Genomic DNA, 13,548 nt, shown 5'->3' with positions numbered 1-13,548 from the left:
CTATGAAGACAATGTTCTGATTAAATTGGAGAAATCTTCTTTGATGTCGTGACTTTCCTCACGCAACTGCTCGATCTTACGGCAGGCGTGCAACACCGTGGTATGGTCGCGGCCACCAAACGCATCGCCGATTTCTGGCAGGCTGTGGTTGGTGAGCTCTTTTGACAATGCCATCGCCATCTGACGCGGGCGGGCAACAGAACGTGAACGCCGTTTAGACAGCAGGTCCGCGACTTTGATTTTATAGTATTCGGCCACCGTCTTCTGAATATTATCGATAGTGACCAGCTTTTCCTGCAGTGCCAACAGATCGCGTAACGCTTCGCGCACGAAATCAATGGTGATGGCTCGACCGGTAAAGTTTGCATTGGCGATCACACGGTTCAATGCACCTTCAAGTTCACGCACATTAGAACGCAGACGTTTTGCAATGAAGAACGCCACTTCGCCCGGCAGACGAATCTCGTTTTCGTCAGCCTTTTTCATCAGGATCGCTACACGGGTTTCCAACTCCGGCGGCTCGATCGCCACCGTCAGACCCCAGCCAAAGCGGGATTTCAAACGATCTTCCACCCCATTGATCTCTTTGGGGTAACGATCCGAGGTCAGAATGATCTGTTGATTACCTTCCAGCAGCGCGTTAAAGGTGTGGAAAAACTCTTCCTGCGAACGCTCTTTGTTGGCAAAAAATTGAATGTCATCGATCAGTAACGCATCCACCGAACGGTAATAACGTTTGAACTCTTCAATTGCATTGTTTTGCAACGCCTTGACCATGTCTTGTACAAAACGTTCCGAGTGCATGTAGACCACTTTGGCATTGGCTTTGCGCGCCATGATGCCGTTACCCACCGCATGTAAAAGGTGGGTTTTACCCAGACCCGTTCCCCCATACAGGAACAAGGGGTTATAGGCTCCGCCCGGATTGTCAGCCACTTGTCTGGCCGCAGCGCGAGCCAACTGGTTAGACTTACCTTCAACGAAGTTGTCGAATGTATGCTTGGGATTGACGTTGGAACGGTAAGAAAGCTCGGGTGGCGGTGCCGCATTGTCCCAGCTCGGACGGGAAGGTGCAGCCGTGCGCACCACCGGGGCCGCTGGTGCTGTACTGACACTGGCCTTTACAGCCGGGTTAATGTTTTGTAGCAGCGGTTTGCTGCCCACTTCAAAACGCAACAACGGGGCGTCTGTACCGCAGAAATCATTCAACAAGCCATTGATGTTGTTTAAGTATTTATCGCGAACCCAGTCCAGTACAAAGCGATTGGGCGCGTACAGCGCCAGGGTATTGTCACTCAGTTCCGCCTGCAATGGGCGTATCCACATACTAAATTCTGTGGCAGGTAACTCATCCTGCAATCGGGCAAGACACTGCTGCCAAAGCGAAAGTGACACGGCGGACTCCACTCGAACAAGATCAATAAATGAAAAGAATCAGGCTACTTTTTTTATAACTCATGATTTTTTGACACACACCCAGCATCGGCTAAAAACCTGTATGGCATGCGAACCGCCTTTCACGGTTTATGTCCTTGACGATCCCTTGCTTGGGATCGCGATCAGAATGGCGGATCATAGCGCAATCCGAACAAGAGATCCTCCCCTTCATCACAGATTAGATCCATTTTATCCACAGCCGCCGTGAATGCTGATATTTTAACCTAAACAATGCCAACACCGATGAGATCTCAGCCTGCATCAGCCTATTTTTACGCAATGATCAAGTTATACTTGGTTATCCACGGAGATCTTTATACAAAACGGCAAGGATCGTAGCGCGATCCTTGCGATTTACCTCTGAGTCCGTATAATCTTCGCCCTACGTGTGATACCTGGTTCCTTAATGGTGAGTGATTAGCCAGGCAGGATTCTGCGGTGATCACGGGCCAAGAGCGGATTTTACTCCGTATTGGCAGAGAACCAGGTAGGCTGACGCGATGTGAATTGACTCAGGACTGTACAATTATTACAATCCCGCCTCTTTACGTATCGCGATTGAGGCGTCGGTCATCTTCACGCCGAGTAGCCAAACGCTTTTGACCTCAGTTATTTATTCAAGTTTAGGTAGAAATCGCCATGAAACGCACTTTCCAACCGTCCGTACTGAAGCGCAACCGTAGCCACGGTTTCCGTGCTCGTATGGCTACCAAAAATGGTCGTCAAGTTCTGGCCCGCCGTCGTGCGAAAGGCCGTACTCGTCTGACTGTTTCTAAGTAATAAAAGCTAACCCGCTGAGTGGTTAAGCTCGCTTTTCCCAGGGAGTTACGTTTGTTAACTCCCACTCATTTCACTTTCGTCTTCCAGCAGCCACAACGGGCTGGCACGCCGCAAATTACCATCCTCGGCCGCCTGAACCAGCTGGGGCATCCCCGCATCGGTCTTACCGTCGCCAAGAAACACGTCAAACGCGCGCATGAACGCAACCGGATCAAACGCCTGACCCGCGAAAGCTTCCGTATGCGTCAGCACGAGTTACCCGCGATGGATTTTGTCGTGGTGGCTAAAAAAGGGATAGCGGAATTGGATAACCGTGCACTGACGGAAGCTTTGGAAAAATTATGGCGTCGCCACTGTCGCCAGGCTCCCGCATCCTGATCGGGCTGGTCCGAGCTTATCAGCTTGCGATCAGCCCGTTGCTTGGGCCACGTTGTCGCTTCCAGCCAACATGTTCTCATTACGCAATTGAGGCATTAAGCAGGTTTGGCATGTTAAAAGGCAGTTGGTTGACATTGAAACGCGTATTAAAATGCCACCCTTTGAACCCCGGTGGCGATGATCCCGTACCGCCCAAAACCGACGATAACAGAGAACACTAACGATGGATTCGCAACGCAATCTTCTCCTCATCGCTCTGCTGTTCGTGTCTTTCATGATCTGGCAGGCCTGGCAAACGGACAATGCTCCGCAACCAGTCGCCCAGACCACGCAACAGACTGCGAACACAGCAACCGGTGACGCCGCAAGCCAGGCAGTGCCAGCCAGTGGCCAGGGTAAACTGATCACCGTTAATACAGATGTGCTTTCGTTGACCATCAACACCCGTGGTGGCGACATCGAACAGGCTAAGCTGTTAGCCTACCCAGACTCACTGGGTTCATTGACTCCATTCCAGTTGCTGGAAACCACGCCGGAGTTTGTCTATCAGGCACAAAGTGGCCTGACGGGGAAAGATGGCCCGGATAATCCGGCAAACGGTGAACGTCCTCTGTTTTCAGCAGCACAGGACACCTTCACACTGGCTGATGGCCAGGATGAACTGCGCATTCCGTTAACCTTTACCGCTAAAGACGGCTCGCTCTTCACTAAGACTTTTGTTCTTAAGCGTAACCATTATGCCGTTGGCGTGGATTACTCCATCGTCAACAAAAGTGCGTCCCCATTGGAACTGACCCTGTTTGGTCAGTTGAAGCAAAACACCGAGCTACCTAAGCACCGTGATACCGGTAGCAGCAATTTTGCTCTACACACCTTCCGTGGTGCTGCCTACTCCGCCAGCGACAACAAGTACCAGAAGTATGCGTTCGACAAGGACGATGCTCTGGATATCACCACCCAAGGCGGCTGGGTTGCCATGCTACAACAGTATTTCGCGACTGCATGGGTGCCACAGACTCAAGGTAATAACACCTTCTACACGGCAAAGCTCGGCGATAACCTGTCTGCGATCGGTTTTAAATCAACACCGGTGATCGTGCAGCCTGGCTCTGAGAAGCAGTTGAACGCCACCTTATGGGTTGGCCCTGAACTGCAAGACCAGATGGCCGAATTGGCCCCACATCTTGATCTTACCGTTGATTACGGCTGGCTGTGGTTCATTTCACAACCCTTGTTCAAACTGCTGAAGTTTATCCACGGCTTTATCGGCAACTGGGGCTTCTCGATCATCATTATCACCTTCATCGTTCGTGGCATCATGTACCCGCTGACCAAAGCGCAGTACACCTCGATGGCCAAAATGCGCATGCTGCAACCCAAACTGCAGGCAATGCGTGAGCGTATCGGTGATGACAAGCAGCGTATGAGCCAGGAAATGATGGCACTGTACAAAGCCGAGAAAGTAAACCCTCTGGGTGGCTGCTTGCCGTTGATCATTCAGATGCCGATCTTCCTGGCGTTGTACTACATGCTGATGGGCTCGGTTGAACTGCGTCACGCTCCATTTATCTGGTGGATCCATGACTTATCGGCGCAGGATCCGTACTACATTCTGCCCGTACTGATGGGTGTGACCATGTACTTCATCCAGAAAATGTCGCCAACGACGGTGACTGACCCAATGCAGCAGAAAATCATGAATTTCATGCCAGTGATCTTCACCGTGTTCTTCCTGTGGTTCCCGTCTGGTCTGGTTCTGTACTACATCGTCAGTAACCTAGTGACCATCATCCAGCAGCAACTGATTTACCGTGGCCTGGAAAAACGGGGTTTGCACAGCCGCGACAAGAAAAAAGCGTAACATTGTTTTGGCAATGATTTTAGTGGGTTGGCATGCTTAAGCCACTATCGTACAAATAACGTTGCCAGCAGTCTGAGGCGGTCATTAGACCGCCTTTTTGCATATTTGCCAAAGAGATAATCCGTTATGAAAACCACCGATACTATTGCAGCCCTTGCCACTCCTCCCGGTCGCGGTGGTGTCGGCATTTTACGTATTTCAGGACGTGGGGCAAAAGAGGTTGCTCTTTCGGTACTCGGTAAACTACCAAAACCACGTTATGCCGATTATCTGGCGTTTCGCGACAACGAAGGTAACACGCTGGACCAAGGTATCGCTCTGTGGTTTCCCGGCCCGAATTCCTTTACTGGGGAGGACGTGCTGGAGCTGCAAGGTCACGGTGGGCCGGTGACCCTCGATCTGTTGCTAAAACGCGTACTGACTTTACCTGGAGTACGTATTGCACGACCCGGTGAGTTTTCCGAACGCGCTTTTCTCAATGACAAACTGGATCTGGCGCAGGCAGAAGCCATTGCCGACCTCATCGATGCCAGTTCCGAACAGGCTGCCCGCTCAGCCGTTAACTCATTGCAAGGCGCCTTCTCTACGCGCATTCATCAACTGGTGGAAGCACTTACTCACTTGCGGATTTATGTAGAAGCTGCGATCGACTTTCCTGATGAAGAGATCGACTTCCTTTCCGACGGCAAAATCGAATCTCAGCTTAATGACGTGATGGCCTCTCTTGATTGTGTGCGGTCCGAAGCACGCCAAGGCAGTCTGCTGCGTGAAGGGATGAAAGTGGTGATTGCCGGACGACCAAACGCCGGTAAATCCAGTCTTCTGAACGCGCTGGCTGGGCGTGAAGCGGCAATCGTTACCGATATTGCTGGTACAACGCGAGATGTTCTGCGTGAACATATTCATATCGACGGTATGCCGCTGCACATTATTGATACTGCAGGTCTGCGAGATGCCAGTGATGAAGTTGAACGTATTGGTATTGAGCGCGCTTGGAAAGAGATCGAACAAGCAGACCGTGTACTATTTATGGTTGATGGTACCACGACCACCGCAACAGAGCCTGGTGAGATATGGCCGGAGTTTATGGCACGTCTGCCGAATAACTTGCCAGTAACAGTGGTTCGTAACAAAGCCGATATCACGGCTGAAACCCAGGGTTTGACCGAAGTGAATGGCCACTCACTTATTCGCCTTTCGGCTCGAACAGGCGAAGGCATTGATCAACTTCGTGATCATCTGAAACAAAGCATGGGATTTACCAGCAATATGGAAGGCGGATTCCTAGCTAGACGCCGCCACTTACAGGCATTGGAGCAAGCAGCTAATCATCTGGATCAAGGGAAAGAACAGTTAGTGAGCGCTTACGCGGGGGAGTTACTGGCGGAAGAGCTGCGGTTGGCACAGCAGGCACTGAGCGAAATTACCGGTGAATTTACCTCTGACGACTTACTCGGGAGAATCTTCTCAAGTTTTTGTATTGGAAAGTAATGTACGAAATTTCACCAACATCATACAAACATAGTCTAGAATAATACTGTATAAAAGATATGAGCCACTTATTGGCTACATATAAATACAGCAAATAAATAAAATAACATCTATGCTTTTTCTTAATGAAAAATTGTAATGTTAAGATTATTCTAAGGCTCCATTTTCTATAAGCCTCGGTCATGGAGTGAGCAATGGCTTGTCATTTTATCCGGTGGGAGCCGAAAACAACGATTTTACAAACCCACCGACTACCTAACGATTTGATTGAAAAGACCGTTAACTTCTCAACCAAGCGCTGCCTACGTTTCTTGCAAGGCCGTATCCTGCTGGCCGAAATAATGTTTTATTTGTACGGAATACCTGTTCTCCCACCTATTATCACTGCACCGACTGGCCGTCCCTGCTTTGCGGATAGCTATTTGCCTGATTTTAGTCTCGCTTATGCCGGGAATACCATCGGCGTGTTATTGAGTCTTGAAGGCAAGGTCGGGTTAGATATTGAAGTGATGCGCGCGCGCAGTAATAACCTGCAGCAACAGTACTGTTCCATAGCGGAGAATGCCTGGGTTGCAGCACAATATGACCGATTGGAAGCAGAAACACAGCTGTGGAGCATTCGTCAATCGGTGCTAAAACTTTCTGGTTTGGGGAATAGTGGGCAGGGAACGCTAGAACTACACCCTTTTTCTGGTCATTTGCGTTCGCAAATCACTCCCAATGTACAAGTTATGAGCGATGCAGGTGAATATCTCTGTTGGGCTTGTGCCCGCGAACACAGATTAGACCGTCTGACTTGCTGGCAATATAACGAGAAACAGGGAATTCAGAAATCCGCTGATATTTCATCACGAACACAACCTACGTCTACCCGTTTCTTAAAGTTGGTCAGTCTGCCCCCCGTTTTACGCTGAATTCACCAAAACAAAACCAAGCCATGGTGAAATGTATAGAATTAAACTTAATTTAATATATTAATAACTTAATAAAATTGTAAGAAACGAATAAATATTCAACTCCTAACCTGTTATATGTGGAAAATTTATCCTACTATCTGCCGATTATTACCATATCAATCAGCTCGTTGAACAGGGAGAAGATCATCATGCCAGACCAACCACTAAAAATTGTCACGTTACTGGGCAGCCTGCGTAAAGGTTCTTACAACGCCATAGTTGCACGTACATTACCCACATTGGCACCTCACGGAGTCTCTATCGAGGCTCTTCCTTCCATTCGCGATATTCCACTTTACGACGCAGACCTGCAGCAGGAAGAGGGTTTCCCAAACGCAGTTGTCGCTATTGCAGAACAAATCCGCCAGGCTGACGGTGTGATAATTGTGACTCCTGAATACAACTATTCAGTTCCTGGTGGGCTGAAAAACGCCATTGACTGGTTATCTCGTTTACCCAACCAACCTTTGGCTGGTAAGCCGGTTGCCATTCAGACCAGCTCTATGGGGCCTATTGGTGGTGCTCGTTGCCAATATCATCTTCGCCAGGTTTTGGTGTTCCTTGACGCCATGGTCATGAACAAACCCGAATTTATGGGCGGAGTGATCCAGAATAAAGTCGATGAACAAGCAGGTAAGTTGGTAGATCAAGGCACGCTGGACTTCCTGAAATCTCAGTTATCTGCGTTCAGTGATTATATCCATAAAGTAAAATAAGGCTTGCATCAGGCGTCTTCAAGAACATAAACCTAAGGCGCCACCTTTGGGTTATTTTGTTAATTAATACCTATAAAAAGTAATAATATTATGTATCCCATAATCTTAGCCATTTTGATGGCTTTTGCCGCTGGTACAACATTTGTGATAGAGAAGCATTATTCTGCAGAAGAAAAGCTGATAAACCTTCCCGCCCATAGCTCACTGAATGCAAAGTTACCGCGATCGGCACATAGCCATGAGGATAAAAAGACCGAAGCGATGTCTTTATATCTGACACTCACGCGCGAAGATGAACACAATATCTGGGCCCCCTTTCAGCTAGCAGCTTCCTCAGCACAAAAAGGCCATACTGAACTGGCAGAGCGTTATCTGCAACTCAGTGCCAAACGTGGATTATGGTATTACTACACTCTGCTGGAAGACCGCGCATTCAAAAGTATTCAACAAAGTGATACCTACCGCTCCATTCTTGCTGAAACAAAAACACGCTATGAGCAACATGCTCAAAAATTTGAAGGTAAGCCGCAGTACACCGTTCCTCACGGCACTCCCCCAACCGAAGGCTGGCCAACCGTTGTCTACCTACACCCATACGGTAAAGCCGCCAAGACCAACCTACAAAAGCAGTTACTGTTTGCAGAGACAGGTGTCGCATATATTGAGTTGAACGGTACCCAGATGCTGGCTGAAGAGAGTTTCCGCTGGTCTAATTTTAGTGAAGAGAGTACCCAAAGCGCGATTCAACGTACCTTGAAGGAATTAACTCCGCGACTAAATCTTAACCCTCAGCAGGTGTACTTGGCTGCACATGGCCAAGGAGCGCTTCACGCTGCCAATCTGATGGCAAAATACCCGCAATTTTATAATGGGGCCCTGCTGATAGCGCCAAGAGGCAACATTCCCCCAGCTCAACATTCCCTGGCAGAAAATAAGCGTATTATGATCGCCTACTCTGGTCAGAAAAACTTCAAAGACCATGCGCTTGCTTTGCATTTTTCCAACTTGTTCAACGGAAGGAACCAAGTTGAAACCGGGCATTTTTTTCACAGGGAGAATGCAATTGTTGAGTGGCAAGAACGTTTCAACCAACCACTGCGCTGGATGATGGGAAAAACCTCTGACGCGTCACCGTGGACCCGAAAGGGCAGTTCTGAATGAACCCCCTTTCTTTGTTATCTTAATGCCCGTCAACAAACACAATCTTAAGTACAAAAAGCAGAGCTACCACAATCACGCATGGACTGATTTCACGCCAACGGCCAGTGCCTAGTTTCATGATGCAATAAGAAATAAAGCCCAAGGCAATACCTTCAGTAATCGAGAAACTGAAAGGCATCATGGCGGCGGTGACAAAAGCGGGAACCGCTTCAGTCATATCCTCCCATTTCACGCGCGCCAGGCTGGAAGTCATCAATACACCTACGTAAATCAACGCACCTGCAGCGGCATAGGTAGGTACCATACCTGCCAACGGTGATAGGAAAATCACCAGCAGGAATAACAGACCCACGACAACGGCAGTCAGGCCAGTACGCCCACCGACAGAAACGCCTGACGAACTTTCAATATAAGTGGTGACTGAAGAAGTGCCGATGAACGCGCCAGCAACAGAACTGACGCTGTCAACGTATAGCGCCTGCTTCATACGCGGAAATTTGCCGTTTTCGTCAGTAAACCCAGCCTTGTCGGTTACGCCAATCAAGGTGCCTGAGGAGTCAAACAGGTTAACCAGCATAAATGAGAAAATCACCCCTGCAAGGCCGATATTCAACGCACCGGAAACATCGACCTGCCCCACAACGGAGGTCACATCCGGTGGCATAGAGAATACACCGCCATACTTCACATCACCCAGTGCCCAGCCAATCAGCGTAGTAACGACAATAGAGACCAGCACCGCTGCATGAATATTTCGCGAAGCCAATACCGCAATAATAAAAAAGCCCAACGCACCAAGAAGCACACTGTGAGAAGTCAGGTTCCCAACAGCCACCAGCGTATCCGGGTTAGCCACCACAATACCTGCATTTTTTAGCCCCATCATGGCGATAAACAACCCAATACCACTGGTGATCCCCACACGCAGACTCAGCGGGATATTGGCAATCATCCAGTAACGGATACGGAACACCGTCAACAATAGAAAACCGACAGCCCCCCAGAAAATAGCTCCCATACCAACCTGCCATGAGAGCCCCATGGCACCGACCACCACAAACGCAAAGAATGCGTTCAGGCCCATTGCCGGAGCAAGCGCTACCGGTAAATTAGCCAGCAACCCCATAAAAATACTGCCGAAAGCGGCGATCAGACAGGTAGTCACAAACACAGCCTGAGTATCCATGCCCGCAGCACCGAGGATCTGGGGGTTAACGAACACGATATACACCATCGTTAAGAAGGTAGTGATACCGGCAATCGTTTCCGTGCGTACCGTGGTTCCATGCTGCTTGAGTTTAAACACACGCTCAAGCAAGCCTTGCTTTGTATCAAGGCTGATGTCTTGTTTGTTCATTATCAGAAATCCGAAGAGGAGGGATTGAAAAGCCAGGCTATCCTATAACAAAACCTCAAAGTTTTGGCCTTGCCCAGCGTTTTTTTTCGTTCACTTTATGAATTGTTTTTTCAACAGATTGTATTCATTGATATTCGCCAGCTTAGTAGCATGAAAAGATCGCAATCCTGTACGATCCGGTTAAAGTGACAACAATAACAATATAACCGAGGATGCTTCCCACCAATGAATCAGGTTGAATGTGTTTTATTTGATTGTGACGGCACGCTGGTAGACAGCGAAGTGCTGTGCAGTAAGGCTTATGTGCATATGTTTGCTCATTACGGTATTAAGCTCTTGCTGGAAGAGGTATTCAAAAAATACAAAGGGGTAAAACTCTACGAAATCATTGAGCGGATTAACGCCGAACACGGTGTTAACTTACCCATTAGTGACTTAGAACCTGTTTTTCGTCAGGAGGTCGCACGCCTGTTTGATGCTGAACTGCAACCTATTGCCGGTGCACGTGAATTGTTAGCACAAATGAGAGTCCCGATCTGTACGGTTTCCAACGGTCCAGTGAGTAAAATGCAGCATTCGCTTGGGCTGACCAACATGTTAACCTATTTTGATGACCGACTGTTCAGCGGCTACGATATCCAACGCTGGAAACCCGATCCCGCTATCGTTTTTCATGCAGCAGAGCGAATGCAGGTGCCAATTGAACGCTGTATTCTGGTTGACGATTCCACAGCCGGGGCTCAAGCTGGGATTGCTGCCGGGATCCCGGTGTTCTACTTCTGCGCTGACCCTCACAATGAACCAATCGAACACCCGCTGGTGACTATGTTTGACCATCTAGCACAGTTGCCAGCACTGTGGCAACAACGTGGCTGGCGACTCACCCGTTAGTCACCTCAGCAACGGCAGGCTCTGACCGGCCAATTTCCGCCCTCAGCCAATCGCGGAAATACCCTACGCGAGGCAATTCACGCTTACCCGGCGGGATCTCCAACCAGTAACCGTTGGAACTTTGCAACTCCAACGGTGACAGCAAGGCTAACAAACCCGTCTGTAATTCATTACGGACCATCATTTTATCCAGTACTGCATATCCTGCACCGGTAATACAGGCGTTAATCACTTGATCCTGCGTACTAAACTCCAGCCCTCCTAATTCTTGTACTTCAGCACGCCCTGCTGCCGCAAGCCAGCGCTGCCAAGTATCCATCCGGCTATCACCGTTAAGAATATGCAACTGCGGCTGGGTATTCAGCGGTGGAAATACCCCGTTGATCATCAGTAATGGGCTTCCCACCAACACTAATTGCTCATGACATAGCCACTCCCCGCCAAGGCTATCCTCCAGATCACCAAAACGCACAGCGCAATCAAAATCACAGTATTTTTGCCGCGCTTCGCTGATCAGCGCGATTTGCAACTGACTATTACGCTGGCGCAACGTCACCAGACGGGGAGCAAGCCAACGAGTGGCAAACGTTGGAGCAACCTGCAACCTAAGATGTTGCAAGGGATTATGTAACTGTACGTGGCGCACGCCCTCTTCAAGAATATCCAGCGACTGGCGCACAACAGGCAATAACAGCATGGCATCTTGCGTCAAAATTAACCCACTGTGGCTACGCACAAAAAGCAGCTTGCCGAGAAACGCTTCCAACTGTTTTATCTGGCGGCTGGCAGCACTCTGCGTGATAAACAACGCTTCGGCAGCTTTGCTCAAGCTGAGTGTCCGACAGGTTTCCTCAAAAACACGCAACATACTGAGCGACGGGAGTTTTCTCACGATCCGGTTACCTCGGCATCAGTTACCAATAATGTTAATAAAATGTTTTTAATCTGCTGTATTGCTGCGTGAAGCGCAGCGTTTATTTCCAGAAAACCAGAGACAGATCACATGCGTTTTGCTCTTAGGGGTATGACTAAAACGCACTCGCCTACTCCTCCTCTCACTGCCACAGTGTTAACGCGATAAAAACAAAAAACCAACAATAATCCTACAAGACCGCTCCAAAAGGAGGACAGGTAAATGCAACATTTAACTCAACAACAAATCCGTATGGATGATGTACCGTTAAACCGGTTCCATATCAAAATTGCCGGGCTAACCTTCGGTGCTCATTTCACCGATGGTTATGTACTGGGTGTCATCGGTTTTGCGTTAGCCCAGATCAAACCGCAAATGGGCCTATCCCCATTTTGGGAAGGCATGCTCGGTAGCTCTGCACTGATTGGGTTATTCATTGGCAGCCTGGTTCTTGGCTGGATCTCTGACTATATAGGCCGCCAGAAAATATTTTCCTTCAGTTTTGTCGTTATTACGCTCGCCTCTGCCCTGCAATTTTTTGCGACGACGCCGGAACAGTTATTCCTATTACGGGTCATGGTAGGAATTGGGCTAGGGGGGGATTTCTCGGTAGGGCACACCATGCTTGCTGAATTCTCACCACGTAAACACCGTGGCGTGTTACTTGGCTCATTTAGTGTGATCTGGACTTTTGGCTATGTTGCCGCCGGTTTTGCAGGCCATTTCCTGACGGCATTGGGCCCGGATGCTTGGCGTTGGTTGTTGTCTTCTTCGGCGATACCGGCATTGGCCATCCTACTGATGCGAATCGGTACACCAGAGTCACCACGCTGGTTGATGGGGAAAGGACAGCGTGAAAAGGCCATGGCGATCGTACATCAGTACTTTGGACCCAATGTCATCTTGATTGACGAAGCTCCGGTAATGTCAAAACAGCGTTTTCTGTCACTGTTCAGTGCAAAGTACCGCCGGCGTACGGCTTTCAATAGCCTATTTTTTGTCTGCTTGGTGATCCCTTATTTTGCTATCTACACCTTTCTTCCCTCCATTCTGCAAGTGATGGGGTTGGACAATAACTTCTCTACCGATCTGCTGCTGAACGGCTTGCTCATCGTTGGTGCGCTGCTGGGAATTGTACTGACTATCGTGTGTTCACGCCGTGGTTTCCTTATCGGATCGTTTATTTTCCTTGCCGCCTGCCTGGCGCTGATGAGCATTATTCCTGCCAGCCAGACTGCCTGGCTGATCGCTATGTTTGCCGCTTTTACCCTGGTGATGTCAGCAGTGAGCAATTTAGTCGGCGTATTCCCCGCTGAAAGTTTCCCTACCGAGGTCCGTTCTATGGGCGTGGGTTTCGCCACCTCAATGAGTCGCCTGGGATCGGCTATCGGTACCGGCTTGCTGCCATTAGCCATCGTGCATTTTGGCATGCCAACCACAACCGCCATTCTGGCGTTGATATTGATCATTGGCGCCATTGTTTCAATAGCCTGGGCACCGGAAACCAAAGGATTAACGCTGGCCGACGCCGCACAAAGTTCAGTACCGATTGCCGACAACGCTTTCGTTACCCAGACGAAATAATATTATCTTTATGAAAAAAGGAG

At 49.1% G+C, this 13,548-nt stretch carries 13 protein-coding genes; 10 read left to right on the top strand and 3 right to left on the bottom strand.

The genetic code is table 11. The features are described from left to right. Window positions 1-1,395: a chromosomal replication initiator protein DnaA gene (gene dnaA, locus OK023_RS17530; protein ID WP_317693909.1), complete on the bottom strand. Its 1,395-nt coding sequence runs from the start codon at window positions 1,393-1,395 to the stop codon at window positions 1-3. Between the two features lie 681 nt (window positions 1,396-2,076). On the opposite strand from dnaA, the gene rpmH reads away from it, so the two are divergent. The 8 genes from rpmH to OK023_RS17490 all read left to right on the top strand — a co-directional run bounded on the left by rpmH (window position 2,077) and on the right by OK023_RS17490 (window position 8,780). Further along, complete coding sequence (rpmH, locus tag OK023_RS17525; protein ID WP_004093983.1) at window positions 2,077-2,217, top strand: 50S ribosomal protein L34; 141 nt, start codon at window positions 2,077-2,079, stop codon at window positions 2,215-2,217. Window positions 2,218-2,235: 18 nt separating this feature from the next. Beyond that, window positions 2,236-2,595 carry a ribonuclease P protein component gene (gene rnpA / locus OK023_RS17520; protein ID WP_317693908.1) on the top strand — a complete coding sequence of 120 codons (360 nt, stop codon included), beginning with the start codon at window positions 2,236-2,238 and terminating at the stop codon, window positions 2,593-2,595. Then, entirely contained in the window at window positions 2,559-2,816 is a 258-nt protein-coding gene (gene yidD, locus OK023_RS17515; RefSeq protein ID WP_076943838.1) for a membrane protein insertion efficiency factor YidD, read from the top strand. Before rnpA ends, yidD begins: the two co-directional genes overlap by 37 nt. A 2-nt stretch (window positions 2,817-2,818) precedes the next feature. After that, the gene (gene yidC / locus OK023_RS17510; RefSeq protein WP_317693907.1) at window positions 2,819-4,456 is read left to right on the top strand and encodes a membrane protein insertase YidC; all 1,638 of its coding nucleotides are present in this window, start codon (window positions 2,819-2,821) and stop codon (window positions 4,454-4,456) included. A 126-nt stretch (window positions 4,457-4,582) separates the two neighbouring features. Continuing rightward, window positions 4,583-5,947: a tRNA uridine-5-carboxymethylaminomethyl(34) synthesis GTPase MnmE gene (gene mnmE, locus OK023_RS17505; RefSeq protein WP_317693906.1), complete on the top strand. Its 1,365-nt coding sequence runs from the start codon at window positions 4,583-4,585 to the stop codon at window positions 5,945-5,947. A 194-nt stretch (window positions 5,948-6,141) separates the two neighbouring features. Next, complete coding sequence (locus OK023_RS17500) at window positions 6,142-6,861, top strand: 4'-phosphopantetheinyl transferase family protein (protein ID WP_317693905.1); 720 nt, start codon at window positions 6,142-6,144, stop codon at window positions 6,859-6,861. A 191-nt stretch (window positions 6,862-7,052) separates the two neighbouring features. Next, window positions 7,053-7,619 carry an NADPH-dependent FMN reductase gene (locus OK023_RS17495; RefSeq protein ID WP_317693904.1) on the top strand — a complete coding sequence of 189 codons (567 nt, stop codon included), beginning with the start codon at window positions 7,053-7,055 and terminating at the stop codon, window positions 7,617-7,619. Between the two features lie 90 nt (window positions 7,620-7,709). Continuing rightward, window positions 7,710-8,780, top strand: a complete 1,071-nt coding sequence (locus tag OK023_RS17490; RefSeq protein ID WP_317693903.1) for a hypothetical protein — start codon at window positions 7,710-7,712, stop codon at window positions 8,778-8,780. A 19-nt stretch (window positions 8,781-8,799) separates the two neighbouring features. Here the strand turns inward: OK023_RS17490 and OK023_RS17485 are convergent, their stop codons facing one another. Then, window positions 8,800-10,137 (bottom strand): NCS2 family permease, encoded by a 1,338-nt coding sequence (locus OK023_RS17485; protein WP_317693902.1) that lies wholly within the window; start codon window positions 10,135-10,137, stop codon window positions 8,800-8,802. A 225-nt stretch (window positions 10,138-10,362) separates the two neighbouring features. On the opposite strand from OK023_RS17485, the gene yieH reads away from it, so the two are divergent. Continuing rightward, window positions 10,363-11,028: a 6-phosphogluconate phosphatase gene (yieH, locus tag OK023_RS17480; protein WP_317693901.1), complete on the top strand. Its 666-nt coding sequence runs from the start codon at window positions 10,363-10,365 to the stop codon at window positions 11,026-11,028. Here yieH and OK023_RS17475 read toward each other — a convergent pair. Continuing rightward, window positions 11,018-11,920: a LysR substrate-binding domain-containing protein gene (locus OK023_RS17475; RefSeq protein WP_317693900.1), complete on the bottom strand. Its 903-nt coding sequence runs from the start codon at window positions 11,918-11,920 to the stop codon at window positions 11,018-11,020. The two genes, yieH and OK023_RS17475, sit on opposite strands and share 11 nt — an antisense overlap. 243 nt (window positions 11,921-12,163) lie before the next feature. Here OK023_RS17475 and OK023_RS17470 point away from each other — a divergent pair, with 243 nt between their 5' ends. Next, window positions 12,164-13,525 (top strand): MFS transporter, encoded by a 1,362-nt coding sequence (locus tag OK023_RS17470; protein WP_317693899.1) that lies wholly within the window; start codon window positions 12,164-12,166, stop codon window positions 13,523-13,525. Window positions 13,526-13,548: the final 23 nt, after the last annotated feature.

It is taken from the genome of Serratia sp. UGAL515B_01 (assembly GCF_033095805.1).
In the GTDB taxonomy this organism is placed as follows: Bacteria; Pseudomonadota; Gammaproteobacteria; order Enterobacterales; family Enterobacteriaceae; genus Chania.
Note: the sequence above shows the minus strand (reverse complement) of the source record. Positions and strands in the feature narration are given on the sequence as shown.

What these genes read in the sequence shown, in the direction of transcription:
- OK023_RS17490 (WP_317693903.1), top strand. Translation starts at nt 7,710, where the DNA reads ATGTATCCCATAATCTTAGCCATTTTGATGGCTTTTGCCGCTGGTACA.
- OK023_RS17470 (WP_317693899.1), top strand. Translation starts at nt 12,164, where the DNA reads ATGCAACATTTAACTCAACAACAAATCCGTATGGATGATGTACCGTTA.
- OK023_RS17500 (WP_317693905.1), top strand. Translation starts at nt 6,142, where the DNA reads ATGGCTTGTCATTTTATCCGGTGGGAGCCGAAAACAACGATTTTACAA.
- yidC (WP_317693907.1), top strand. Translation starts at nt 2,819, where the DNA reads ATGGATTCGCAACGCAATCTTCTCCTCATCGCTCTGCTGTTCGTGTCT.
- OK023_RS17485 (WP_317693902.1), bottom strand. Translation starts at nt 10,137, where the DNA reads ATGAACAAACAAGACATCAGCCTTGATACAAAGCAAGGCTTGCTTGAG.
- yieH (WP_317693901.1), top strand. Translation starts at nt 10,363, where the DNA reads ATGAATCAGGTTGAATGTGTTTTATTTGATTGTGACGGCACGCTGGTA.
- rpmH (WP_004093983.1), top strand. Translation starts at nt 2,077, where the DNA reads ATGAAACGCACTTTCCAACCGTCCGTACTGAAGCGCAACCGTAGCCAC.
- mnmE (WP_317693906.1), top strand. Translation starts at nt 4,583, where the DNA reads ATGAAAACCACCGATACTATTGCAGCCCTTGCCACTCCTCCCGGTCGC.
- OK023_RS17495 (WP_317693904.1), top strand. Translation starts at nt 7,053, where the DNA reads ATGCCAGACCAACCACTAAAAATTGTCACGTTACTGGGCAGCCTGCGT.
- yidD (WP_076943838.1), top strand. Translation starts at nt 2,559, where the DNA reads ATGGCGTCGCCACTGTCGCCAGGCTCCCGCATCCTGATCGGGCTGGTC.